Origin of the sequence: Antarcticimicrobium luteum (assembly GCF_004358185.1) — a bacterium.
In the GTDB taxonomy this organism is placed as follows: domain Bacteria; phylum Pseudomonadota; class Alphaproteobacteria; order Rhodobacterales; family Rhodobacteraceae; genus Antarcticimicrobium; species Antarcticimicrobium luteum.
Map to the genome: position 1 here is coordinate 133,269 of NZ_SMUV01000067.1, position 23,518 is coordinate 156,786.

General features: G+C 66.3%; 20 protein-coding genes and 1 tRNA gene. 12 read left to right on the forward strand and 9 right to left on the reverse strand.

Annotated features, from left to right (window positions below; all coding sequences use genetic code 11):
- Window positions 1-2: 2 nt before the first annotated feature.
- Together E1832_RS12930 and E1832_RS12935 are read right to left on the reverse strand one after the other, a co-directional pair.
- Window positions 3-704, reverse strand: a complete 702-nt coding sequence (locus E1832_RS12930) for a response regulator transcription factor (protein WP_133360181.1) — start codon at window positions 702-704, stop codon at window positions 3-5.
- Window positions 701-2,572 (reverse strand): hybrid sensor histidine kinase/response regulator, encoded by a 1,872-nt coding sequence (locus tag E1832_RS12935; RefSeq protein ID WP_133360210.1) that lies wholly within the window; start codon window positions 2,570-2,572, stop codon window positions 701-703. The genes E1832_RS12930 and E1832_RS12935 overlap by 4 nt, the downstream gene beginning before the upstream one ends.
- A gap of 331 nt (window positions 2,573-2,903) precedes the next feature.
- On the opposite strand from E1832_RS12935, the gene E1832_RS12940 reads away from it, so the two are divergent.
- From E1832_RS12940 to E1832_RS12975, 8 genes are all read left to right on the forward strand, one after another.
- Complete coding sequence (locus tag E1832_RS12940) at window positions 2,904-4,877, forward strand: AMP-binding protein (protein ID WP_133360182.1); 1,974 nt, start codon at window positions 2,904-2,906, stop codon at window positions 4,875-4,877.
- 75 nt (window positions 4,878-4,952) lie between these two features.
- Complete coding sequence (locus E1832_RS12945; RefSeq protein ID WP_133360211.1) at window positions 4,953-5,771, forward strand: ABC transporter ATP-binding protein; 819 nt, start codon at window positions 4,953-4,955, stop codon at window positions 5,769-5,771.
- A 47-nt stretch (window positions 5,772-5,818) separates the two neighbouring features.
- Window positions 5,819-6,805 (forward strand): branched-chain amino acid ABC transporter permease, encoded by a 987-nt coding sequence (locus E1832_RS12950; protein WP_133360183.1) that lies wholly within the window; start codon window positions 5,819-5,821, stop codon window positions 6,803-6,805.
- Window positions 6,806-6,808: 3 nt separating this feature from the next.
- Window positions 6,809-7,063, forward strand: coding sequence for a hypothetical protein (locus E1832_RS12955; protein WP_133360184.1), 255 nt, complete (start codon window positions 6,809-6,811; stop codon window positions 7,061-7,063).
- A 1-nt stretch (window position 7,064) separates the two neighbouring features.
- Window positions 7,065-8,141: a branched-chain amino acid ABC transporter permease gene (locus tag E1832_RS12960; RefSeq protein WP_133360185.1), complete on the forward strand. Its 1,077-nt coding sequence runs from the start codon at window positions 7,065-7,067 to the stop codon at window positions 8,139-8,141.
- A gap of 77 nt (window positions 8,142-8,218) precedes the next feature.
- Complete coding sequence (locus tag E1832_RS12965) at window positions 8,219-9,502, forward strand: ABC transporter substrate-binding protein (RefSeq protein ID WP_133360186.1); 1,284 nt, start codon at window positions 8,219-8,221, stop codon at window positions 9,500-9,502.
- 108 nt (window positions 9,503-9,610) lie between these two features.
- Window positions 9,611-10,435, forward strand: coding sequence for an ABC transporter ATP-binding protein (locus E1832_RS12970; RefSeq protein WP_133360187.1), 825 nt, complete (start codon window positions 9,611-9,613; stop codon window positions 10,433-10,435).
- 151 nt (window positions 10,436-10,586) lie between these two features.
- Window positions 10,587-11,759 carry a phenylacetate--CoA ligase family protein gene (locus E1832_RS12975; RefSeq protein ID WP_133360188.1) on the forward strand — a complete coding sequence of 391 codons (1,173 nt, stop codon included), beginning with the start codon at window positions 10,587-10,589 and terminating at the stop codon, window positions 11,757-11,759.
- A 137-nt stretch (window positions 11,760-11,896) separates the two neighbouring features.
- Here the strand turns inward: E1832_RS12975 and E1832_RS12980 are convergent, their stop codons facing one another.
- Complete coding sequence (locus E1832_RS12980; protein WP_245513975.1) at window positions 11,897-12,391, reverse strand: hypothetical protein; 495 nt, start codon at window positions 12,389-12,391, stop codon at window positions 11,897-11,899.
- 347 nt (window positions 12,392-12,738) lie between these two features.
- On the opposite strand from E1832_RS12980, the gene E1832_RS12985 reads away from it, so the two are divergent.
- Window positions 12,739-14,346, forward strand: coding sequence for an ABC transporter permease (locus E1832_RS12985; RefSeq protein WP_245513979.1), 1,608 nt, complete (start codon window positions 12,739-12,741; stop codon window positions 14,344-14,346).
- Window positions 14,347-14,540: 194 nt separating this feature from the next.
- Here E1832_RS12985 and E1832_RS12990 read toward each other — a convergent pair whose 3' ends face one another.
- The 3 genes from E1832_RS12990 to E1832_RS13000 all read right to left on the reverse strand — a co-directional run bounded on the left by E1832_RS12990 (window position 14,541) and on the right by E1832_RS13000 (window position 16,039).
- On the reverse strand, window positions 14,541-15,524 hold the full coding sequence (locus E1832_RS12990) for a Fe(3+) ABC transporter substrate-binding protein (RefSeq protein ID WP_245513980.1): 984 nt from the start codon (window positions 15,522-15,524) through the stop codon (window positions 14,541-14,543).
- Between the two features lie 237 nt (window positions 15,525-15,761).
- Window positions 15,762-15,887 (reverse strand): type B 50S ribosomal protein L36, encoded by a 126-nt coding sequence (gene ykgO, locus E1832_RS12995; protein WP_132827779.1) that lies wholly within the window; start codon window positions 15,885-15,887, stop codon window positions 15,762-15,764.
- Between the two features lie 77 nt (window positions 15,888-15,964).
- Window positions 15,965-16,039, reverse strand: a tRNA-Val gene (locus tag E1832_RS13000).
- 149 nt (window positions 16,040-16,188) lie between these two features.
- Here E1832_RS13000 and E1832_RS13005 point away from each other — a divergent pair.
- Entirely contained in the window at window positions 16,189-17,049 is an 861-nt protein-coding gene (locus E1832_RS13005; protein ID WP_133360191.1) for an N-formylglutamate amidohydrolase, read from the forward strand.
- A 129-nt stretch (window positions 17,050-17,178) separates the two neighbouring features.
- On the opposite strand, the gene E1832_RS13010 is transcribed toward E1832_RS13005, so the two are convergent.
- Window positions 17,179-18,453, reverse strand: coding sequence for a DNA polymerase IV (locus tag E1832_RS13010; protein WP_133360192.1), 1,275 nt, complete (start codon window positions 18,451-18,453; stop codon window positions 17,179-17,181).
- A gap of 69 nt (window positions 18,454-18,522) precedes the next feature.
- Between E1832_RS13010 and E1832_RS13015 the strand changes: the two genes are divergently transcribed.
- Window positions 18,523-18,966, forward strand: a complete 444-nt coding sequence (locus E1832_RS13015; RefSeq protein ID WP_133360193.1) for an NUDIX hydrolase — start codon at window positions 18,523-18,525, stop codon at window positions 18,964-18,966.
- Window positions 18,967-19,428: 462 nt separating this feature from the next.
- Here the strand turns inward: E1832_RS13015 and pyrF are convergent, their stop codons facing one another.
- Together pyrF and E1832_RS13025 are read right to left on the reverse strand one after the other, a co-directional pair.
- Entirely contained in the window at window positions 19,429-20,124 is a 696-nt protein-coding gene (gene pyrF / locus E1832_RS13020; protein ID WP_133360194.1) for an orotidine-5'-phosphate decarboxylase, read from the reverse strand.
- A 119-nt stretch (window positions 20,125-20,243) separates the two neighbouring features.
- Window positions 20,244-20,498: a hypothetical protein gene (locus E1832_RS13025; RefSeq protein WP_133360195.1), complete on the reverse strand. Its 255-nt coding sequence runs from the start codon at window positions 20,496-20,498 to the stop codon at window positions 20,244-20,246.
- A gap of 236 nt (window positions 20,499-20,734) precedes the next feature.
- Here E1832_RS13025 and clpB point away from each other — a divergent pair, with 236 nt between their 5' ends.
- On the forward strand, window positions 20,735-23,353 hold the full coding sequence (gene clpB, locus E1832_RS13030; protein WP_133360196.1) for an ATP-dependent chaperone ClpB: 2,619 nt from the start codon (window positions 20,735-20,737) through the stop codon (window positions 23,351-23,353).
- The last annotated feature ends 165 nt before the right edge of the window (window positions 23,354-23,518 follow it).

Consider the following 23,518-nt stretch of genomic DNA (forward strand, 5'->3'; position numbering starts at 1 on the left):
GCTCACCCCCAGCCCACATCCCCGAGGAAAATATACCCCGCCCCATAGATCGTCTTGATCAGCCTCGGGTTCTTGGGATCCTCGCGCAGCTTGGTGCGCAGGCGCGAGATGCGCACATCCATCGCCCGGTCGAAACTTTCGCCGGCCGCGCCGCCCAGCGCGTCCTGCATCTGCGCCCGGCTGATCAGCCGCTTGGGGCTGTCCAGGAACAGCCGCAGCACCTCGCCCTCGGCATGGCTGAACGGGGTTTCGGCGCCGCTGTCGTCCTCCAGCACATAGCGGTCGAAATGGGCGGTCCAGCCGTTGAACCGCGCGGTCTGCCCCGATTGCGGCGCGGCGCGTCCCGCGCGCAGCCGGGCGCGGATGCGGGCGACCACCTCGGCCGGGTCGAACGGTTTGGTGATGTAATCGTCGGCGCCCAGCTCCAGCCCGGTGACCCGGTCCTGCACCTGGGCGCGGCCTGAAATGATGATCACCTTGGCGCCCCGCTCCAGCGCCAGCCGGTGCACCAGCGCCAGCCCGTCGGTGTCGGGAAGCGACAGATCGACCAGACAGACGTCCGGCGTCACCCGCTGCAACGCCGCCTCGAACTCCCGCGCGCGGGAAAAGCTCTGGGTGCGGAACCCGGCCTCCTCCAGCGCCTCGGTCAGGATGGCACGGATCTCCGGTTCGTCGTCCAGGATGCTGACCAGCGGCGCGCTCATGCGGCGGCCTCGGTTCGGGTCAGCGCCGCCAGCTGGCGGCGGGTGAAGGGTTTGCGCAGCACCGGCACCCGGGCCAGCGCGGCGCGGTGCAGCGGGTCCGAGGGCGGCAGCGAGGTCATCAGGATGCAGGGCAGTCCGCTGCCCTCGATCCGGTCCAGCAGGTCGAGCCCGGTCGCCGTCCCCTGCAGCCGGATGTCGGACAGCACCAGCCTGATGTCCTCCAGATCCGCCAGCAGCGCGCAGGCCTCGTCGACCGAGACCGCCTCGATCACCGTATGGCCCAGTTTGACCAGCATGTCGCGCACCGCCTCGCGCAGATCGTCGCTGTCCTCGACCAGCAGCGCCAGCCCCCCCGCCACCGCCGGCGCGGCGCGATAGGGCAGGCGCATGGTCACACTGGCGCCGCTGGGCGTATTGGCCAGCCGCAGATCGCCGCCGCCCAGCTTGACCATGTCATAGACCATCGGCAGACCGAGGCCCGAACCCTCGCCGCCCTTTGTGGTGAAGAACGGGTTCAGCGCCTGCTCCAGCGCCTCGGGGGAAAAGCCGGGGCCGGTGTCGCTGACCACGACCTCGATCCAGATCCGCCCGACCGAATGGGCGCTGACTGTGATCTGGCCGCTCGCCCCGCAGGCATCGCGCGCGTTCAGCACCAGGTTCAGAAGTGCGTCCTGGAACATGCCCGGGTCCATCATCACCGGCCCCTCGGGCGTATGGTCCAGCACGCTCAGCCCTACCCCCTGCGGCAGGCTGGGGGTGGCGAGGATCTTCAGATCCTCCAGCAGCGCATGCAGATCGGTGGCCTGCAGCCTCAGCCGCCGCTTGCCGGTCATGTCGGCAATCCGGTCCAGCAGCCGCCCGCCGCGCCGCGCCGTGGCCTGGGTCGCGGCGACCAGATCCCGCGCCTCGGCCGGCAGCTCCATCTTGGCCAGCTTGCCCTGCATCCCCAGAATGATCGTCAGCAGGTTCGAGAAATCATGCGCCAGCCCGCTGGTCATCTGCGCCGCCAGCGCCCGGCGGCGGGTCTGTTGCAGCGCGACGCGGGCCTGTGTCTCTTCCGTCACGTCCATCGACAGCAGGTAGACGCCGCCCTGCTCGTCGGGGGTAAAGGCGGCGCGGATACGGCGCGAGTCGTGATCCTCGGTGAATTCGAACACCGAGTTCCGCCCCGCATAGGCATCGTTCAGATAGGGCTCGATCCGCGCATAGCTGCTGGCCCCAAGCGCCTCTGCTATATGCATCCCCAGAATGTCCGAGGGCCGCCCCGGCAGCACCGAGCTGAGCCGCCGGTTGGAATAGGTATAATGTCCGGTGCGGTCCACATGGGCGATATGGGCCGGCATCATCTCGGTGGTCAGACGGGTGCGCGCCTCGATCGCGGTCAGCTGCCGCTTGGCCTCCTCCAGCGCGGTGATCGTCGCGGCAAGCTCCCGGTTGGTGGCCGACAGCTCCTCGGCATGGGCCAGCAGCTGATCCGACAGCTCCTCCGACCGGGTGCGCAACAACGCCTCCGACCGCCGTGCGCGGCTGATGTCGGTATAGACCGTCACCCAGCCGCCCTGCGGCAATGGCGAGCCCTCGACAGAGATGGTGCGCCCGTTGGCGCGGGTCCGCTCCATGTAATGGGGCTCAAAGGCGCGGGCCTGCTCGACCTTCTGGGCGACCAAAGCCTCGACATCGCCGACCCGGCCGTATTCGCCCGTCTCGGCGAGATAGCGGATGGTGTCGTCGAACCGCGCCCCCGGAGTCGCCAGCCGGTCGGGCAGGTTGAACATTTCCTGAAACCGGCTGTTGGAGACCACCAGCCGCAGATCCTGATCGTAGATCGACAGCGCCTGCGCGATCAGGTTCAGCCCCGCGCTGGTCATCGCCCTGATTTGCTGATCGGTCTCGGTCACGCCGGTCTCCTCATCCCCGCATATGGCTATCACCGCCGGCCGGGCGGCGCAAAGGGGCAGGTTGGCCCCCTTGCCCGGAACAAGGCCCAGGGCGCCGCCGATTGTTGCGCCTTGGGATGGACGCGGGGAAACCGCCTCCGGTTACGCCCATTCCCGCTTTTCCACCCCTTTGTAACAATTCGTAAGGTTTGGGAAAACATCACGAAAAAGTTGACGTCATGATCGGGTCTTGCCCTAATCGGGGCAGAACCGTTGGAGACGGTCGCGCCGGCCCAAGCGCCGGACAGGGAGGAGAACTAAATTGGCTCAGACTCAGTCGGGCGCCGAGGGGCTTTTGTCCCTTCCGGCGCTGCTTCATCGCAATGCGACTCAGTTCGGAACGTCCCCGGCCTACCGGGAAAAGGAATTCGGGATCTGGCAAGGCTGGTCCTGGGCCGAGACCGAAAAGGAAATCGAGGCGCTGGCGCTGGGGTTGATCAACCTTGGCGTCAACGAGGGCGACTTCATCGCCATCATCGGGCGCAACCGCCCCTATCTCTACTGGTCGATGGTTGCCGCCCAGATGGTGGGCGCGGTGCCGGTTCCGCTCTATCAGGACGCGGTGGCCGAAGAGATGGCCTATGTGCTGAGCCATTGCGGCGCCCGCTTTGTCATCGCCAGCGATCAGGAACAGGTCGACAAGGTGATCGAGGTCCAGGACCAGCTGCACCAGTTCGAACACCTGATCTATCTCGATCCGCGCGGCCTGCGCAAATACGACCATTCGCACCTGCACGAATACAGCCACGTGCAGGCCCAGGGTAGCGCCGCCTACGACGAATTCATCAACGAGCTGAAGGCCCGGCGCGACAAGCTCGACTACGACACCACCTGCGTGATGCTCTACACCTCGGGCACCACCGGCAAGCCAAAGGGCGTTGTCCTCTCCAACCGCAATGTGATCGAAAGCGCCCGGAACTCGGCCGAGTTCGACCATCTGACCCGGGGCGAGGATATCCTGTCCTATCTGCCGATGGCCTGGGTGGGCGATTTCATCTTTTCCGTCGGACAGGCCTATTGGTGCGGCTTCTGCGTGAACTGCCCCGAAAGCGCCGACACCATGATGACCGACCTGCGCGAGATCGGGCCGACCTATTTCTTTGCCCCGCCGCGCGTGTTCGAGACCCAGCTGACCAATGTGATGATCCGCATGGAGGATGCCGGGCGGCTGAAAAAGGCGATGTTCCGCACCTTCATGGAGCACGCCCGCAAAGTCGGCCCGAGTATCCTCGACGGCAAGCCGGTGGGCGCATGGGACCGTCTGAAATATGCCATCGGCAATGCGCTGGTCTATGGCCCGCTCAAGGATACGCTGGGCTTTTCCCGGATCCGGGTCGGTTATACCGCCGGCGAGGCGATCGGGCCTGAAATCTTCGATTTCTACCGCTCGCTCGGCATCAACCTTAAACAGCTCTACGGCCAGACCGAGGCGACGGTGTTCATCACCGTGCAGCCCGACGGCGAGGTGCGCGCCGATACTGTCGGCGTGCCCGCCCCGGATGTGGAGATCCGCATCTCCGAAAACGGCGAGATCTTCTACCGCTCGCCGGGCACTTTCGTGGAATACTACAAGAACCCCGAATCCACCACCTCGACCAAGGACGCCGAGGGCTGGGTCGCCACCGGCGACGCGGGGTTCATCGAGGAAGACAGCGGCCACCTGCGCATCATCGACCGCGCCAAGGACGTCGGCAAGATGGCCGATGGCGCGATGTTCGCGCCCAAGTATGTCGAGAACAAGCTCAAGTTCTATCCCGACATCCTCGAGGCGGTGCTGTTCGGAAATGACCGCGACCGCTGCGTCGCGTTCATCAACATCGACCTGACCGCCGTCGGCAACTGGGCCGAGCGCAACAACATCGCCTATGCCTCCTATCAGGAACTGGCCGGCCACCCCAAGGTTCTGGGCGCGATCCAGGAGCATGTGGAGGCGGTCAACCGCTCGGTCGCGCAGGACACTATGCTGTCGGGCTGCCAGGTCCACCGCTTTGTCGTGCTGCACAAGGAGCTTGACGCGGACGATGGCGAGATGACCCGCACCCGCAAGGTGCGCCGCCGCATCGTCGAAGAGAAATACGCCGACATCATCGAGGCGCTCTATGACGACTCCGCCACCGTCTCGACCCGCACCGAGGTCACCTACGAGGACGGCCGCAAGGGCCACATCAGCGCGACGCTGGAGATCCGCGACGCGGCGGTTCAGCCGGTCGCTCCGCACAAGGTGGCGGCGGAATGACGGGTCTGGCGCGACAGGCCGCCCGCGACACCGCCTCCGGCGCGAGAATTTGGACTAGAAAGAAGGATGGACCGCATGCTTGATCAGGCCGAGGGGTACACCACCGCGGATGGCCGCAAGATCGGCGGCGTGGTGATGGAGATGAAGAACATCACCCTGCGCTTCGGCGGCGTGGTGGCGATCAAGGACATCTCCTTCGACATCCGCGAGGGCGAGATCCGCGCCATCATCGGCCCGAACGGCGCCGGCAAGTCCTCGATGCTGAACGTGATCTCGGGCTTTTACACGCCCTCCGAGGGCGAGGTCTGGTTCCACGGCGCCAAACGGCCGCAGATGCGCCCCTTCGAGGTGGCCCGTCAGGGCATCGCGCGGACCTTCCAGAACATCGCGCTGTTCGAGGGGATGAGCGTGCTCGACAACGTGATGACCGGGCGGCTGACCCACATGAAGACCGGGGTGTTTTCCCAGGCGCTGTGGAAGGGGCGGGCCGAGAAAGAGGAAACCGAGAACCGCGAAGTGGCGGAAAAGGTCATCGACTTTCTCGAAATCCAGCACATCCGCAAGACGCCGGTGTCGCGCCTGCCCTACGGGCTGAAGAAACGGGTCGAACTGGCCCGCGCGCTGGCCGCGCAGCCCAGGCTGCTGCTGCTGGACGAGCCGATGGCGGGCATGAACGTCGAGGAAAAAGAGGACATGTCCCGCTTCATCCTCGATGTGAATGACGAATTCGGCACCACCATCGCGCTGATCGAACACGACATGGGCGTGGTGATGGACCTCTCGGACCGCGTCGTGGTGATGGACTACGGCAAGAAGATCGGCGACGGCCCGCCCGACGAGGTGCGCAACAACCAGGACGTGATCGACGCCTATCTCGGGGTCGCCCATGACTGACCGTTTCCACGGCCGCGCAGGGCCGACACAGAACAAGGGGGGCGCAGATGCCTGATCAAGTCGTTTACGCCATGGAGGTCACCCTCAACGGCCTCATGGCCGGGGTGCTCTACGCGCTGGTGGCGCTGGGCTTTGTACTGATCTACAAGGCGTCGGGCATCTTCAACTATGCCCAGGGGGTGATGGCGCTCTTTGCCGCGATGACCCTGGTGGGGATCATGGACGGACAGGTGCCGTTCTCGCATCTGATCAACGCGCTCTTCGGCACCGAAGTGCACCATTTCGGCTGGCATCTGCCCGGGCTGCTGGCGATCCTGATGACCATGGCGGTGATGGTGGCGCTGGCCTGGTGCGTGCAGCAGTTCGTCATGCGCCACCTGGTGGGCCAGGAACCGATCATCCTGTTCATGGCCACCATCGGGCTGGCCTATTTCCTCGAAGGTCTTTCCGACCTGATGTGGGGCTCGGAAATCAAGAAGCTCGACGTCGGCCTGCCGCAGGGCATCAACGAGGCGCTGGACAGCGTCACCTACGACATCTTCGGCTATGGCTTCTTCATCGACAACCTCGACGTCGTCGCCACCATCATCGCGGCGCTGCTGGTGATCGCGCTGGTCGCCTTCAGCCAGTACACCAAAGAGGGGCGCGCCATGCGTGCCGTGGCCGACGACCACCAGGCGGCGCTGTCGGTGGGCATCTCGCTGAACTTCATCTGGGTCATGGTCTGGTCGGTGGCGGGCTTTGTCGCGCTGGTCGCCGGCATCATGTGGGGCACCAAGTCCGGGGTGCAGTTCTCGCTCTCGCTGATCGCGCTCAAGGCGCTGCCGGTGCTGATGCTGGGCGGCTTCACCTCGATCCCCGGCGCCATCGTCGGCGGGTTGATCATCGGGGTCGGCGAAAAGCTGTTCGACTTCATGTTCGGCCCGATGCTCGGCGGCGCCACGGAAAACTGGTTCGCCTATGTTCTGGCGCTGATCTTCCTGGTGTTCCGTCCGCAGGGCCTGTTCGGCGAAAAGATCATCGAAAGGGTCTGACCAATGCGAAAGCTGATTGCCATCGTCAATGTGATCGCCTGGTCGGGGTTCTGGGCCTTCGGCTACATCGCCCTCACCTCGAACGATCTGTCGAACCGGCAATTGGTGATCGCCGCGGTTCTGGCCTTTGCCGGTTTCCTCACCGGGGTGCTGGCGTATCTCAAACTCAGCCGCGCCTCCGAGATGAGCGGCTACGAAAAAAGAAAACAGCTCGACGCGGCGACGCGCGAGCGGGCGCAATCGCAGGGGAGTGTCTGACGTGTTTTACCGTGAAGCGGGCGATTTCAAGACATCGTACCAGCAGGACAACCAGACCTTTCCGATCCGGTTCGACCGCTATCGCTATTATGTTGTTCTGGCGGTGGCCTTCGGGGTGGTGCCGTTCCTGATCAACGATTACTGGGCCAATGCCATTCTGGTGCCGTTCCTGATCTACGCCATCGCCGCGATCGGGCTGAACATCCTGACCGGCTATTGCGGCCAGGTGTCCCTGGGTACCGGCGGCTTCATGGCCGTGGGCGCCTATGCCTGCTACAAGCTGATGACCGCCTTTCCCGAGGTCAGCATGTTCATCCATGTGATCCTCGCCGGCGGCATCACCGCGTTGGTCGGGGTGCTCTTCGGCCTGCCCAGCCTGCGGATCAAGGGGTTCTACCTCGCCGTGGCGACGCTGGCGGCGCAGTTCTTTCTGGTCTGGATCTTCAACCGGGTGCCGTGGTTCTACAACTACTCCGCCTCCGGTCAGATCAGCGCGCCCGAGCGCGAGGTGTTCGGCATCCTGGTGACCGGCCCCAACGCGCCGTCCTGGGCGATCTACCTGTTCTGCCTGATCTTCGTGACCTTCGCCGGCATCCTGGCGCGCAATCTGACCCGCGGCACCGTGGGGCGCACCTGGATGGCGATCCGCGACATGGACATCGCCGCCGAAATCATCGGGGTGAACCCGCTGACCGCGAAACTGTCCGCCTTTGCCGTCAGTTCCTTCTTTGTCGGCATCTCCGGCGCGCTGTTCTTCTCGGTCTACCTCGGCGCGGTCGAGGTCGGCGAGGCCTTCGGCATCCAGAAATCCTTCCTGGTGCTCTTCATGGTCATCATCGGCGGGCTGGGCTCGATCTTCGGCTCCTTCGCCGGCGCCGCCTTCCTGGTGGTGCTGCCGGTGGTCCTGAAAGTGGTCGGCGTCGACCTGATGGGCTGGGCCACCGATATCGTTGCGCATTTCCAGCTCGTCATTGTCGGCGCGCTGATCATCATATTCCTGATCCTTGAGCCGCACGGGCTGGCGCAACTCTGGCGCGTCGCCAAGGAGAAACTGAGACTCTGGCCCTTCCCCTACTGACGGACGGGCCCTGGGTGAGGCGGGGAGGAGCCCGCCCCATTGACGAAATCGGACGACACCAAGGGAGGAATGACCCGATGAAGAAAAGACTGACCGCACTGGCGCTGGGCGCCCTGATGGCCGCGGGGCCCGCAGCGGCGGAACTCGTGTTCCCGTCGCTCAGCTACCGCACCGGCCCCTACGCCGCCAACGGCATCCCCTTCGCCGACGGCTATGCCGATTACTTCACCCTGCTGAACGAGCGCGACGGCGGCATCGGCGGCGAGCCGATCAAGATGATCGAATGCGAAACCGGCTACAACACCGAAAAGGGTGTGGAATGCTATGAATCGACCAAGGGCGAAGGCGCGCTGGTCTATCAGCCGCTGTCGACCGGCATCACCTATCAGCTGATCCCCAAGGCCACCGCCGACGGCATCCCGGTGCACTCGATGGGCTATGGCCGCACCTCGGCCAAGAACGGCGAAGTGTTCCGCAACATCTTCAACTACCCGGCCAACTACTGGGACGGGGCCTCGGTCGCGGTGAAGCATATCCTCGACCAGGAGGGGGGCGACCTCTCGGGCAAGAAGATCGCGCTGGTCTACCATAACTCCGCCTACGGCAAGGAGCCGATCCGCACCCTGGAGGAGCTGTCCAAGAAACATGGCTACGAGCTGACCCTGCTGCCGGTGGATCACCCCGGTCAGGAGCAGAAAAGCCAGTGGCTGCAGATCCGCCGTGAAAAGCCGGACTATGTAATCATGTGGGGCTGGGGCGTGATGAACCAGGTCGCCATTCAGGAGGCCGTGAACATCCGCTTCCCGATGGATCACTTCATCGGCATCTGGTGGTCGGGCTCGGAGAACGACGTCAAGCCGGCCGGCGACAAGGCCAACGGCTACAAGGCTCTGACCTTCCACAACTTCAGCAGCAACTACCCGATCTATGACGACCTGAAGAAATACGTCTATGACGCGGGCAAATCGGCCGGCGCCGGCGATCAGACCGGGACCGTGCTGTACAACCGGGGTCTCTATGCGGCGATGCTGGCCGCCGAGGCCGCCAAGACCGCACAGGAAATCCATGGCACCAAGGCGATCACCTCGCAAATGATGCGCGACGGTATGGAAGCGCTGGACATGACCGAGGCGAAGATGACCGCGCTGGGTCTGCCGGGCTTCGGGCCGGAGTTCAAGGTCTCCTGCGACAACCACGGCGGCAACGGCTTCGGCGCCGTGGCTCAGTGGGATGCGGCCGCTGGCGAGTTCAAGATGATCACCGACTACTTCCAGTCGGATCAGGACATCCTGAACCCGCTGATCGAGGAAGACTCGATGGCCTATGCCAAGGAAAACAACATCGCGCCGGGCTGCAACTGAGCCGCTCGGGATGAAAACCCGGAGGCGGCGGTCGACCGCCGCCTCCACCCCAAACGATCAAACCGCCCGTGACGGCCCTGTCCCGGGATGCGGATAGAAGGACACCAGATGCTGGACGCCGGACAAACCAGGGAGACCCTGCTTGAGGTCAACAATATCGAGGTGATCTACAACCACGTGATCCTCGTTCTCAAAGGCGTCAGCCTCAATGTGCCCAAGGGCGGCATTACCGCGCTTCTGGGTGGCAACGGTGCGGGCAAGACCACCACGCTCAAGGCAATCTCGGCGCTGCTGCAATCGGAACGCGGCGAGGTCACCAAGGGCTCGGTCAAATATCGCGGCGAGGCGGTGCATCACGCCGATCCCGCCGATCTGGTGCGCAAGGGCGTGATCCAGGTGATGGAGGGCCGCCACTGCTTCGAGCACCTCACCGTCGAGGAAAACCTTCTTACCGGCTATTACACCCGCAAGAGCGGCAAGGCCGAGATGATGGCCGACCTGGAGAAGGTCTATACCTATTTCCCCCGCCTCAAGGAGCGCCGCCGCAGCCAGGCCGGCTATACCTCGGGCGGCGAACAGCAGATGGTCGCAATCGGCCGCGCCATGATGGCCAAGCCCGAAACCATCCTGCTGGATGAACCCAGCATGGGCCTCGCGCCGCAGCTGGTCGAAGAGATTTTCGGCATCGTCAAGGATCTGAACGAGCGCGAGGGCGTCACCTTCCTGCTGGCCGAACAGAACACCAATGTCGCGCTGCGCTTTGCCCATTACGGCTATATTCTGGAGTCCGGCCGCGTCGTGATGGACGGCCCCGCCGCCGACCTGCGCGAGAACCAGGACGTCAAGGAATTCTATCTCGGCATGTCCGACGAGGGCCGCAAGAGCTTCCGCGACGTGCGCTCCTACCGCCGCCGCAAGCGGTGGCTGAGCTGACCGCGCACCGGGGCGCCGGGGCATGTGACAATCGGGCCGATCAGGCGCCGCGCCGGAGCAGGGTTCCGGCCCGCGTCCCGGCAGAACAGGGCAGGGGGGTGGCCCCCGGCCAACCGGGGCAGCGACCCAAGGACAAGGACGAGGCATAACGATGACCGCTCATTACGACGACCTGGAAACCCGCTCCGCCGATGCCCGCGCGGCCGACCAGCTCCAGGCACTGAACGCCAACCTCGCCCGCAACGGTCTGGATCCGCTCGACGATCTCGCGGCGCTCGCGGCGCTGCCGGTGCTGCGCAAGTCCGAGCTCAGCACACGGCAAAAGGCGCAGCCGCCCTTCGGCGGGCTGCCGGTCTCCAACGTCGCCCATATCTTCCAGTCGCCGGGCCCGATCTACGAGCCGGGCGGGATCAGCCACGACTGGTGGCGCATGGGCCGCTTCCTGCATGCCGCCGGCATCGGCAAGGGCGACATCGTGCAGAACTGCTTCGGCTACCACCTGACGCCGGCCGGCATGATATTCGAAAGCGGCGCCCGCGCCGTCGGCGCCGCCGTGGTCCCCGCCGGCACCGGCCAGACCGAACTTCAGGCCCGCGCCGCCCACGACATCGGGGTGACCGCCTATGCCGGCACGCCGGACTATCTCAAGGTCATCCTCGACAAGGCCGAGGCGATGGGGCTGGAGCTGAAGATCACCCGCGCGGCGGTGGGCGGCGGCGCCCTGTTCCCCTCGCTGCGTCAGGAATACGCCGATCGCGGCATCGCCTGCCTGCAAAGCTATGCCACCGCCGATCTGGGCAACATCGCCTATGAAAGCGCGGCGATGGAGGGGATGATCGTCGACGAGAACGTGATCGTCGAGATTGTCACCCCCGGCACCGGCACCCCGGTCGCCCCCGGCGAGGTCGGCGAGGTTGTCGTCACCACGCTGAACCCCGACTACCCGCTGGTGCGCTTCGCCACCGGCGACCTGTCCGCCGTGCTGCCGGGGCAATCGCCCTGCGGCCGCACCAACATGCGGATCAGGGGCTGGATGGGCCGCGCCGACCAGACGACGAAAATCAAGGGCATGTTCGTGCGCCCCGAACAGGTGGCGCAACTGGTCGACAAACACGCCGAGATCATCAAGGCCCGCGTCATTGCCACCCGCGACGGCGAAATGGACGCCATGACCGTGCAGATCGAGGCGACCGGCGGCGATCCGGTCGCCTATTCCGCCAGCGTCGCCGACCTGCTCAAACTCAAGGGCAGGATCGAGGTCATGGCCCCCGGCGCCCTGCCAAAGGACGGGCTGGTGATCGAGGATCAGCGCAAATACGACTGAGGGCGCCGCGCTTTTGTCGCTCCGGCCTCCGGGCCGGGGTCTATGGGCCGGGATCTTTGGCTATCGGATGTCGCCGTCCGCCCGCCCAGGCGCTGCGGCTTGGGAGGCCACCGGCGGCGCCTCCCTCCGCCCCCATGTCAATAGCGGCCGATCTCGACGCGCTGTTCTTCCAGCACCTTTCCGGCCGACGAGATCGCCTGCACAATTGCGAAATAGCGGTTTCCCTTGCCCCCCGAACACGGCGGCAAGTAGCCCTTGGACGCGTACTTGCCGGTCCCCCTTGCCGCCGAAATGACCTTTGCCTTTCCCGGCAGTTTCGCTTTGAGGCCGGGAACGGAGCGCAGCTCGGCAGAGGCGCCGCTCACGGGGTATCCGATGACGCCATGCCCGCCGTTCTTTGACAGGGGTCTATAGTCCCGATCATTGTAGGCGACGTAAACCCAGGCCGTTCCGCCCGGCAGGTTCGAGGCCGTCATCGGCGGGGTTGACCCGTTTCCCCCGAACAGGGTGCAGTGTTGGCCTTTGGGAACGTGTTTTCCGTCCCATCCGCCGCCGAGCGTGATGGACATCTCGGCGCAGGCGGCACCGGCCGCGAACATCAGCCCGGCGCATAGAGCAATGGTCGTTTTCAATTGAATCTCCTGAAAAATGAAATTTTCGATGATGCGAGGTTAGCAAACCGCACTCCTCTGTCCACCGATGGCGGTGGATTTACCTTCCCCGGCCGGCATCCTCTCGCGCGCGGCGCTGGATGTGCCGGCGCCGCGCGCTCCCCGCGCAAAGGTCCGCCGTGCCCGTGCCGCCGGGCAGGGGGCCGCACGGTCTCCATCTGCGATCAAATCGCGCTGGAATTCCGACCATTAAACTAGGATAAAGAGCGGAAACCGACCCGAGGCTCCCCTTGTCCCAGACCAGCGACACCACCGGCATCGACTACGCCCCCCACGGCAGCCACCGCCACACCGCCCGCGGCACCCGCCTGCTGGCCGGGCTGGCCACCGCGGTCGCCGCCGCCTGCCTGCTGCCGATGGTGGCCGTGGCCATTGCCGCGCTCACGGGGGGCACCGACACCGTGCGCCACCTGCTGGCGACGGTTCTGCCCGGCTATGCCGGCGCGACGCTGGTGCTGGTGGTGCTGGTGGCGCTCGGCACCTTCGCGATCGGCGTCGGAGCCGCCTGGCTGGTGACGATGACACGATTTCCCGGGGTGCGGCTGCTCGAGATCGCTCTGGTCCTGCCGCTGGCCTTTCCGGCCTATGTGCTGGCCTATGCCTATACCCACCTGCTGGATCACCCCGGCATCGTGCAGTCCACCCTGCGCGACATCACAGGCTGGGGGCCGCGCGACTACTGGTTCCCCGAGATCCGCTCGCTCGGCGGCGCCGCGGTGATGCTGGTGCTGGTGTTCTACCCCTACGTCTACCTGCTCGCCCGCGCGGCGTTCCTGCAGCAAAGCTCCGGCGCCTTCCTCGCCGCCCGCACTCTCGGCAACAGCGCCTGGACCGCCTTCTGGCGCGTCAGCCTGCCGATGGCCCGCCCCGCGATCGCCGGCGGCGTGCTGCTGGCGGTGATGGAGACCATCGCCGATTTCGGCACCGTGGCCTATTTCGGTGTCCAGACCTTTGCCACCGGCATCTACACAAGCTGGTTCACCATGGCCGACCGCGCCGCCGCGGCGCAGCTGGCGCTCTGCCTGCTGGGCTTCGCGCTTATGCTGGCGGTGGCCGAGCGCAGCACGCGCGGCGCGGCGCAGTATCACCACGCCGGCAAACGCCATATGAAGATGCCGCCGGCCCAGCTCAAAGGCGTGCAGGCGGCGCTCGCCTTCGCGCTCTGCGCCACGCCGGTGCTGCTGGGCTTCGTGCTGCCCACGGTGATCCTCTTCCTCATGGGGCTCGGCTCCGAACAGGATCTGCTCAGCCGCCGCTATACCGGCTTCATCCGCAATTCGGTCACGCTGGCGGGCACCGCCGCCGTGGTGACGCTCACCGCCGCCATCGCTGTCGGCTTCTACCAGCGCCTGCGCCCGGGCCGCCGCTCCGCCACGACCGCCTATATGGCGCGGCTTGGCTACGCGGTGCCCGGCGGGGTGATCGCGGTGGGCCTGCTGGTGCCCTTCGCCGCCTTCGACAACGCGCTGGATGCCTGGATGCGCGACACCTTCGACATCTCCACCGGGCTGCTGGTCACCGGCTCGATCTGGCTGCTGGTGGCGGCCTATATGGTGCGCTTCCTCGCCGCTGCGCTGGGCGCCTACGAGGGCGGCCAAAGCACCGTGCACGTCCACATGGACGCCGCCGCCCGCTCGCTCGGGGAAACGCCGCTGGGCACCCTGCGCCGGATTCACCTGCCGATCCTCACCCCCAGCCTGCTCACCGCGCTGCTGATCGTCTTCGTCGACGTGATGAAGGAACTGCCGGCGACCCTGATCATGCGCCCGTTCAACTATGACACCCTGGCGATCCAGGCCTACCGGCTGGCCTCGGACGAACGGCTCGAGGGGGCGGCGGTGCCATCGCTGGTGATCATGGCGGTGGGGCTGTTGCCGGTGATTCTGATCTGCCGCCAGGTCGGCCGTCGGGACTGATCCCAGGCGACTGACCCCGGTCGACTGACGCAGGCCTGCCTGGGCTGCAAGGAACGCGCGCGCCCCCGCCCCTTCCGTTCCCCGCGAATCCCCGCCATAGGCTCCGCCCCCCCCCGCAATAACCGCCGCCGCCGGACATGAAAAAGGCGCGGGAGGAGGCCCCCCGCGCCCGCTTTCCCGATACCGGTCCGGGTTTACTCCCAGCCGACCTCGTTAAAGACCTTCTGCGCCTCCGGCAGCCGCTCCGCGACCGCCGACAGGTCCACGTCGTCCGGCTTGAAGAACCCCAGCGCCGCGACGCTCGGCGACAGGCCGACACCGGGCACCGCCGGGTATTCGTCATTGCCGGCCGAGAAATACATCTGCGCCTGATCGCCGGTCAGATACTCAAGGAATTTGATCGCGTTCTCCTTGTTCGGCGCATGCACCGCCACGCCGCCGCCGGAGAGGTTCATATGCGCGCCCTCGGCGTTCTGCGACGGGAACACCCAGCCGATCATGTCGATCTGGTCGCTCACCCCGCTCACGTCGGTGCGGATGGCGCGGGCGAAGTAATAGGTGTTCGAGACCGCGATCTCGCACTCCCCCGACACGATCCCGCGCAACTGGTCGGTGTCGCCGCCCTGCGGCGCGCGCGCCATGTTGGCAACCACGCCCCGGGCCCAGTCGCGGGCGGCCTCGATGCCGTGATTCTCGATGATCGCGGCCAGCAGCGTCTGGTTGTAGGTGTTCGACGACGACCGGATGCAGACCAGCCCCTTGTACTTCGGATCGGCCAGATCGAGATAGGTGCGCGGCGGATCGCTGACCTCGGCCTTGTCGTAAAAGATGATCCGCGCCCGCTGCGAAAAGCCGAACCACTGGTTGTCGGCGTCCTGCAGGTAGCCGGGCACGCGCGCCTCCAGCACCGGGCTGTCGATCGGCTGCAGCACGCCGGCGGCCCTGGCCCGCTCCAGCCGTGAGGTGTCTACCGTCAGCAGGATGTCGGCGGGCGAGTTGCGCCCCTCGGCCTGCATCCGCGCGATCAGCTCGTCGGCCTTTCCCTCGATCCGGTTGACGGTGATACCGGTGGCCGCCTCAAAGTCGGAATAGAGCCGCTCGTCGGTGTCGTAGTGGCGCGAGGAATAGATGTTGACCTCGCCGCCGGCCAGCGTCGCCGCGGGGGTCAGCGCCGTCATCAGCGCGACGGTGCCATATGTCAGAATGTGTCGCATCTCGGATCCCGTTTTGTTGTCAGACTGCCTGTGCCCAGGCTGCGGGCAATGCCCGACTGAAACAATCAGATACCTGATTCTGCGCCGGGTGCAAATCAAAACCAACTATTTTAATCAGAAATAGGTGCTCGCCACCAACACCGCAAACGAAAAAACCGCGCCCCGAGGGGCGCGGTTTTTTGTGTTCCGTCTTCCGGTCGATCAGCCCTGACGGGCTTTGAACCGGCGCTGAGTCTTGTTGACCACGTAAACGCGGCCTTTGCGACGCACGACCCGGCAATCACGATGCCGGTTCTTCAGCGAGCGGAGCGAGTTCTTGACCTTCATGGTCTCTCTCCTGTTCCTGCGGCGCGGGCCAGCGCCTGGGTTGGCGGGTGTCCCGGTCGCCCGGAACAGTGAATTCATGGTGGGCGGTACAAGGTTCGAACTTGTGACCCCTTCGATGTCAACGAAGTGCTCTACCGCTGAGCTAACCGCCCATGAATATCGGCCCGATCCGTCCCCATAACGAAAATGGGGCGCGGATTTCCGCGCCGGTAGCGGGGTCTATAAAAGGACTCGCTTGGGTTATCAAGGGCTTTTGACGCGGCTTTTTGCAGGCTATGTTTTTCCTGACCGAGGAGTGCCGATGCCCACCACTGCCTTTCACCTGTCGCAGCCGGAACAGCGCCGGTCCAGCGTGGTTTTCGCCTCGCCGCACTCGGGGTGCGATTATCCCGACTGGTTCGTACGCTGTTCGATGCTGGACCGCCAGGCGATCCGCTCCTCCGAGGATGCCTTTGTCGACTGTTTGTTCGATTCGGCCCCCGAGTTTGGCGCGCCGCTGATCAGCGCGACCGCGCCGCGCGCCTTCGTCGATCTCAACCGCAGCCCGGATGAGCTTGATCCCGCGCTGATCGAGGGGGTGCGGCGGCATGGCCACAATCCCCGCGTCGCCTCGGGCCTGGGGGTGATTCCCCGCGTCGTCGCCAACGGCCGCGCAATCCATCGCGGCAAGATCCCGATCGAGGAGGCCCGGGCGCGAATCGACCAGTACTGGCGCCCCTATCACGCCGCGCTTCAGGATCTGCTGGACCAGGCGCATCACCGGTTCGGCGAGGCGATTCTGATCGATTGCCATTCGATGCCGCATGAGGCGATGGACGGCGTCGCCCGGACCATCGCGCCGCGCCCCGAGATCGTGCTGGGCGACCGCTTCGGCGCCGCCGCCGACAGCGCCATCGTCGACCGGATCGAGGCGGCCTTTGCCGGCGCCGGCCTGGCGGTGTCGCGCAACGCGCCCTTCGCCGGCGCCTATGTCACCCAGGCCTATGGCCGCCCCTCGCGCCGCCAGCACGCCATCCAGATCGAGATCGACCGCGCCGTCTACATGGACGAGCGGCGCATCGTGCCCAATGCCAATTTCGAGCGCTTCCGCACCCTGCTGCGCGGGGTGATCGCCGAGATCGCCGCCATCGGCTATCAGGAGATGCCGCTGGCGGCGGAATAGGGGGGGGCCCTCTCCTGTCATCCCCAGCCCGGGATCAAGGTGCGACGCACCGCCGGGCGGCGCCCGACCCCCGCCCTCGGCCGGGCGCTGCCCTCTGTTGCGCATTCGGGCATGCTGCGGGGCCGGCCCTCACCTCAACGCCCGCCCCTTCAGGATCGCATCCGCCCCGAACCGCTTGCGGATCTCGTCGGCGGCCCGTTCGGCGCCGCTGCGCCGCGCCGCGCCCGGGTCCAGCAGATCGCCGGATTTATCGGCCTCCGCCTCCGGGCAAAGCTCGGCCAGCCCCACCCCCAGCAGCCGGTAAGGCCCCGGATCGCCCAGCTGATCGAACAGCGCCCGCGCGCTGCGATACAGCCGGTCGGCCATCTGGGTGGCATCCCGCAGCGCCACCCGCCGGCTCAGCAGGCTGTGATCGGCGCGTTTCAGCTTCAGCACCACCACCCGCCCGGCCAGCCCCTTGGCCTTGGCCCGGTCCGACACCTTTTCCGCCATCCGCCACAGATGCCCGTCGAGGATATCGGCATCCCCGGTATCCTCGTGAAAGGTGGTCTCGTTCGAGATCGACTTCATCGGCGCATTCGCAACGACGCGGCGCCGATCCTGCCCCCGCGCCAGATGATAGAGCCGTTCGCCCATCGTGCCGAACCGCGCCTGCAGATCGCGCTGCTCCCAGCGCAGCAGATCGGCGAATGTGCGGATCCCGGCCTTGTCCAGCGCCGCCTGCGCCGCCGGCCCGATTCCCCAGATCATCCGCACCGGCCTGTCGCGCAGGAAATCCGCGGTCTCCGCCCGCCCGATCACCGAGAACCCGCGCGGCTTGTCCAGGTCCGAGGCAACCTTGGCCAGAAACTTGTTGTGCGAGAGGCCGATCGACCCGGTCAGCCCCAGCTCGTCCTTCATCCGCCGGATCAGCCGGGCCAGCATCACCGCCGGCGGCGCGCCGTGCAGCTTTCCGGTGCCGGTCAGGTCCAGAAACGCCTCGTCCAGCGACAGCGGCTCCACCGCCGGGGTCAGGTCCTCCATCATCGCGCGGATCTGCCGCGAGACGGCGGCATAGACCTCCATCCGCGGCCGGATCACCACCGCGTCGGGGCACAGCTTCAGCGCCTGGAACATCGGCATCGCCGAATGCACGCCCCGGATCCGCGCCACGTAACAGGCGGTCGAGACCACCCCCCGGCGCCCGCCGCCGATGATCACCGGCTTGCCCGCCAGTTCGGGATTGTCGCGCTTTTCCACGCTGGCATAGAAGGCGTCGCAATCCATATGCGCGATGCTCAGATCGAACAGCTCGGCGTGCGCCACCACCCGCGGGCTGGCGCAGGACGGACAGCGGCGCGCGCGCCCGGGGGCGGCCTCCGGCGCGTCGAACTGGGTCAGACAGTCACGGCAAAGCGCTTGCATCGGGTGGTATCTCGGCGGAATGGTGCTTACCTCTGCTGCACAATAGGACGGAACGTCGGAACAGTCAGCATGGCAGAGCAGCCCACCCCCCGGATCGCCCCCTTCGCCGGGGCCAAGCTGGCCCTGTTCCTGGGTCCGGACCTGCTGGTGATCCAGCGCGACGACCGGCCCGACATTCCCTGGCCCGGCTACTGGGATCTGCCCGGCGGCGGCCGCGAGGGGGACGAAACCCCGATCGCCTGCGCCCTGCGCGAGACCCGGGAGGAGGTGAGCCTGACCCTTTGCCCCGATCAGATCGCCTGGTCGCACAGCTATCTGCGCCCGCATGGCCGCGTCTGGTTCTTTGCCGCCCATCTGCCCGCCGCCCGCGTCACTGACGTGCGGCTGGGCGACGAGGGGCAGGGCTGGCGCCTGATGCCGCCCGAAACCTATTGCCGTCACCGGCGCGCGGTGCCGCATTTCGCCGAGACACTGGCGCTCTATCTGAGTGAAAACCCGGCCACGCTGACCTGACGCAAGCCCCCGCGGAATATACCCCAGGCGCGGGCTCTGGGCCACGGGCCGCCTCTCGGCGGATTGCTATGCAATCGTCTGCCGGCGGCACATTGCCGTGCAATGCGCGAGAGGCGCGCTGATTACAGGTCGTCCGAATTTGTCTGTGGCAAAGCGCGCTGACCGGCTGCTGCGGCGCCAGACCCCGGTCCGGCGCGCGCGACTGGTTCCGTGTCGGCAGTGGATGCGGATGCAGGGGGGGTCGGAAAGACCCCCCGCTGCTGAGGCGGGGGGGGAGGTAACGAACCACAGGAAGAAAAGGTTCGTTGGGGGAGTGTCTTGCAGATCAGACTCGCCCGAAAGCGCCCGATTTTGAAGTCTGGAATTCCAGACCGGCAAATCCTACCCGGAACATGTGCCCTTTAGGACACGGCCCCTTTGCATTCCTGCAACAGCGAGGCGCCCCTTCGGGGCCCGTCTTGCTCAGCGCGTCGGCAACTCTGCCAGGATCGCCTGCGCCGCGCGGCGCGGATCCCCGGCCTGCCAGACAGGGCGGCCCACCACGATGTGATCGGCCCCGGCCGCGATCGCGCTCGCCGGCGTCGCCACCCGCTTCTGATCGCCCAGGGCGGCACCCGCGGGGCGCACCCCCGGGGTCACGATCAGCCGGCCCTGCGCCTGCGGCAGCGCCCGGATCGCGGCGGCCTCCTGCGGACTGGCGATCACCCCGTCGGCGCCCGCCTCCAGCGCCCGCGCGGCGCGTTCCACCACCAGATCAGCGACATCGCCCGGCTTGATCAGCGCCGCGTCCAGATCGCCGCGGTCGAGCGAGGTCAGGATGGTCACCGCCAGGATCTTCAGATCCTTGCCCGCCGCGCCCTCCTTGGCGGCGCGCACCACATGCGGGTCGCCATGCACAGTCAGGAAATCCAGGTCGAACTGCGCCAGCCCCCGCACCGCCGCCTCGACCGTGGCGCCGATGTCGAACAGCTTCATGTCCAGAAAGATGCGCTTGCCGTGCTCGGCGATCAGCTCATGCGCCAGGCCCAGACCGCCCCCGGTCAGCATCCCCAGCCCGATCTTGTAAAAGTTTACGGCGTCGCCCAGCTTTTCGGTAAGTTCCAGCGCCTGGATGGCATTGGGCACGTCCAGGGCAACGATCAGGCGGTCATCGGACATCGGGTGTCTCCTCGGGTCTGCGGGCGGCCCTTCTCTAGGCCGCTCAGCCTGCCCGCACAAGAGAAAGCCGGCCTTTGCCCAACCCGTACCCACCCCGTACCCGGCCCGCTCCCGGCCAGTCAGGCCGCGGCCAGCCCGTCGGCGAATTCCAGCCGCGTGCGGCCGGCGCGAAACTCCGGCATCCGCCGCATCTGACGCAGCGCGTCGCCCAGGAACGCCGCCCGCCGCGCCTCGGCGCCGGTCTCCTCGGCCAGTTCCACGGCACAGAACAGGGTTACGATCCGGTCAGCCAGCGTCAGACAGACATGGGCCAGATGCCGCGCCTGCTTGGGGCAATAGCCGTCGGATGAAATTTCGATATCGGTGATTTGCATGCCTGCCTCCTGTTTTGCTCCGGTATCGACCGCGATTGGCGCAGGAATGAGGCGGCGCGCGGGAAAATCCGCGGCGCCTATTCCCTGGACCGTAATCCCCGGCAGTCGCGGCGAAATCCCGATCACGGGGACTTGAACTGCGCCGGCCCCTTCCCAAATTGGAATGCGAGGCCCGACCCCTGGTGCGCCGCGATGCGGGCGCTGGACCTTCCGGGCGCTTGATAAAGGAGAGACGCATGGACTTGAACAAGTTCACCGAGCGTGCACGCGGCTTCGTGCAGGCGGCACAGACCATCGCGATGCGCGAAGAGCACCAGCGACTGGCCCCCGAACACCTTCTCAAGGCATTGATGGACGACGATCAGGGGCTGGCCAGCAACCTGATCCAGCGCGCTGGCGGCGCCCCCGCCCGCGTGGTCGAGGCGCTGGACGTCGCGATCAACAAGATTCCCAAGGTCAGCGGCGACGCCGGCCAGATCTATCTCGACACCCAGACTGCCAAGGTGCTGGACGAGGCCGAGAAGGTCGCCAAGAAGGCCGGCGACAGCTTCGTGCCCGTCGAACGCATCCTGATGGCGCTCTGCATGGTCAAATCCCCCGCCAAAGAGGCGCTGGAGGCCGGCGCCGTGACCGCCCAGAAGCTGAACGAGGCGATCAACGACATCCGCAAGGGCCGCACCGCCGACACGGCGAACGCCGAAGAAGGCTATGACGCGCTCAAGAAATACGCCCGCGACCTGACCGAGGCGGCGCGCGAGGGAAAGATCGACCCGATCATCGGCCGCGACGACGAGATCCGCCGCTCGATGCAGGTGCTGTCGCGCCGGACCAAGAACAACCCGGTCCTGATCGGCGAGCCCGGCGTCGGCAAGACCGCCATCGCCGAGGGCATGGCCCTGCGCATCATCAACGGCGACGTTCCCGAAAGCCTCAAGAACAAGAAACTGCTGGCGCTGGACATGGGGGCGCTGATCGCCGGTGCGAAATACCGCGGCGAATTCGAGGAGCGCCTCAAGGCCATCCTGAAAGAGATCGAGGCCGCCGCCGGCGAGGTCATCCTCTTCATCGACGAGATGCACACCCTCGTCGGCGCCGGCAAATCCGACGGCGCGATGGATGCCGCCAACCTGATCAAGCCTGCTCTGGCGCGCGGCGAGCTGCACTGCATCGGCGCCACCACGCTGGATGAATACCGCAAATACGTCGAAAAGGACGCCGCCCTCGCCCGCCGGTTCCAGCCGGTGATGGTGACCGAGCCCACCGTCGAGGACACCATCAGCATCCTGCGCGGCATCAAGGAGAAGTACGAGCTGCACCACGGCGTGCGCATCTCCGACTCGGCGCTGGTGGCGGCCGCGACCCTGTCGCACCGCTACATCACCGACCGTTTCCTGCCCGACAAGGCGATCGACCTTGTCGACGAGGCCGCCTCGCGCCTGCGCATGGAGGTGGACAGCAAACCCGAAGAGCTCGACCAACTCGACCGCCAGATCCTGCAATTGCAGATCGAGGAACAGGCGCTTAAGCTCGAGGATGACACCGCCGCGCGCGACCGGCTGGAAACCCTGCAAAAGGATCTCGCCGATCTGCAGGAACGCTCCGCCGAGATGACCGCCCAGTGGCAGGCCGAGCGCGACAAGCTGGCCGGCGCCCGCGATCTCAAGGAACAGCTCGACCGCGCCCGCGCCGATCTGGAGATTGCCAAGCGCGAGGGCAACCTCGCTAAGGCCGGCGAGCTGTCCTACGGTGTGATCCCGCAACTGGAAAAACAGCTCGCCGAGGCCGAACAGGCCGAGGACGAGGACATGATGGTCGAAGAGGCTGTCCGCCCCGAGCAGATCGCGGCGGTGGTCGAACGCTGGACCGGCATTCCCACCTCCAAGATGCTGGAGGGCGAGCGCGAGAAGCTTCTGCGCATGGAGGACGAGCTGCACAAGCGCGTCATCGGCCAGGACGCCGCCGTCCGCGCGGTGGCCAACGCCGTGCGCCGGGCGCGTGCCGGGCTCAACGACGAGGGGCGCCCGCTGGGCTCCTTCCTGTTCCTCGGGCCGACCGGCGTCGGCAAGACCGAGCTGACCAAGGCGGTGGCCAACTATCTGTTCGACGACGACAACGCGATGGTCCGCATCGACATGTCCGAGTTCATGGAGAAACACGCCGTCGCCCGGCTGATCGGCGCGCCTCCGGGCTATGTCGGCTATGACGAGGGCGGTGTGCTGACCGAGGCGGTCCGCCGCCGGCCCTATCAGGTCGTGCTGTTCGACGAGGTCGAGAAGGCCCACCCGGACGTCTTCAACGTGCTGTTGCAGGTGCTCGACGACGGCGTGCTCACCGACGGGCACGGCCGCACCGTCGATTTCAAGCAGACGCTGATCGTGCTGACCTCGAACCTCGGCAGCCAGGCGCTCAGCCAACTGCCCGAGGGGGCCGACGGCGCCCAGGCGCGGCGCGACGTGATGGATGCGGTGCGGGCGCATTTCCGCCCCGAATTCCTGAACCGTCTGGACGAGACCATCATCTTCGACCGGCTCAGCCGCGACAACATGAGCGCCATCGTGAACATCCAGATCGGTCTGCTGCAAAAGCGGCTGGCCGGGCGCAAGATCGCGCTCGAACTGGACGAGGGCGCGCTCAAATGGCTGGCCGACGAAGGCTATGACCCGGTGTTCGGCGCCCGCCCGCTCAAGCGGGTGATCCAGACCGCGCTGCAGAATCCCCTGGCCGAGATGCTGCTGGCCGGCGACGTCAAGGATGGCGATACCCTCCCGGTCACCGCCGGGGCCGAGGGGCTGATCATCGGCGAGCGGGTGGGGGCCAGCAACCGGCCCAAACCGGACGACGCCGTGGTGCACTGAGCCTTCGGGCGATGAATTGAGCAAGGCCCGCCGGAAACGGCGGGCCTTTTTCGTGGCGTTCTGTCACCCCCGCCGCTCGCCGCTCGCCGCCCGCAGCTGTCCGGCGCTACGCCGCCGGCTCCGGTCGGGCGCCTCGGGCGGGGATATTTCCAGCCAGAAAGGGCC

Coding starts and splice junctions, on each gene's coding strand:
- E1832_RS12930 (WP_133360181.1), bottom strand. CDS start 704: ATGAGCGCGCCGCTGGTCAGCATCCTGGACGACGAACCGGAGATCCGT.
- E1832_RS12935 (WP_133360210.1), bottom strand. CDS start 2,572: ATGACCAGCGCGGGGCTGAACCTGATCGCGCAGGCGCTGTCGATCTAC.
- E1832_RS12945 (WP_133360211.1), top strand. CDS start 4,953: ATGCTTGATCAGGCCGAGGGGTACACCACCGCGGATGGCCGCAAGATC.
- E1832_RS12950 (WP_133360183.1), top strand. CDS start 5,819: ATGCCTGATCAAGTCGTTTACGCCATGGAGGTCACCCTCAACGGCCTC.
- E1832_RS12955 (WP_133360184.1), top strand. CDS start 6,809: ATGCGAAAGCTGATTGCCATCGTCAATGTGATCGCCTGGTCGGGGTTC.
- E1832_RS12965 (WP_133360186.1), top strand. CDS start 8,219: ATGAAGAAAAGACTGACCGCACTGGCGCTGGGCGCCCTGATGGCCGCG.
- E1832_RS12970 (WP_133360187.1), top strand. CDS start 9,611: ATGCTGGACGCCGGACAAACCAGGGAGACCCTGCTTGAGGTCAACAAT.
- E1832_RS12975 (WP_133360188.1), top strand. CDS start 10,587: ATGACCGCTCATTACGACGACCTGGAAACCCGCTCCGCCGATGCCCGC.
- E1832_RS12990 (WP_245513980.1), bottom strand. CDS start 15,524: ATGACGGCGCTGACCCCCGCGGCGACGCTGGCCGGCGGCGAGGTCAAC.
- ykgO (WP_132827779.1), bottom strand. CDS start 15,887: ATGAAGGTCAAGAACTCGCTCCGCTCGCTGAAGAACCGGCATCGTGAT.
- E1832_RS13005 (WP_133360191.1), top strand. CDS start 16,189: ATGCCCACCACTGCCTTTCACCTGTCGCAGCCGGAACAGCGCCGGTCC.
- E1832_RS13010 (WP_133360192.1), bottom strand. CDS start 18,453: ATGCAAGCGCTTTGCCGTGACTGTCTGACCCAGTTCGACGCGCCGGAG.
- E1832_RS13015 (WP_133360193.1), top strand. CDS start 18,523: ATGGCAGAGCAGCCCACCCCCCGGATCGCCCCCTTCGCCGGGGCCAAG.
- pyrF (WP_133360194.1), bottom strand. CDS start 20,124: ATGTCCGATGACCGCCTGATCGTTGCCCTGGACGTGCCCAATGCCATC.
- E1832_RS13025 (WP_133360195.1), bottom strand. CDS start 20,498: ATGCAAATCACCGATATCGAAATTTCATCCGACGGCTATTGCCCCAAG.
- clpB (WP_133360196.1), top strand. CDS start 20,735: ATGGACTTGAACAAGTTCACCGAGCGTGCACGCGGCTTCGTGCAGGCG.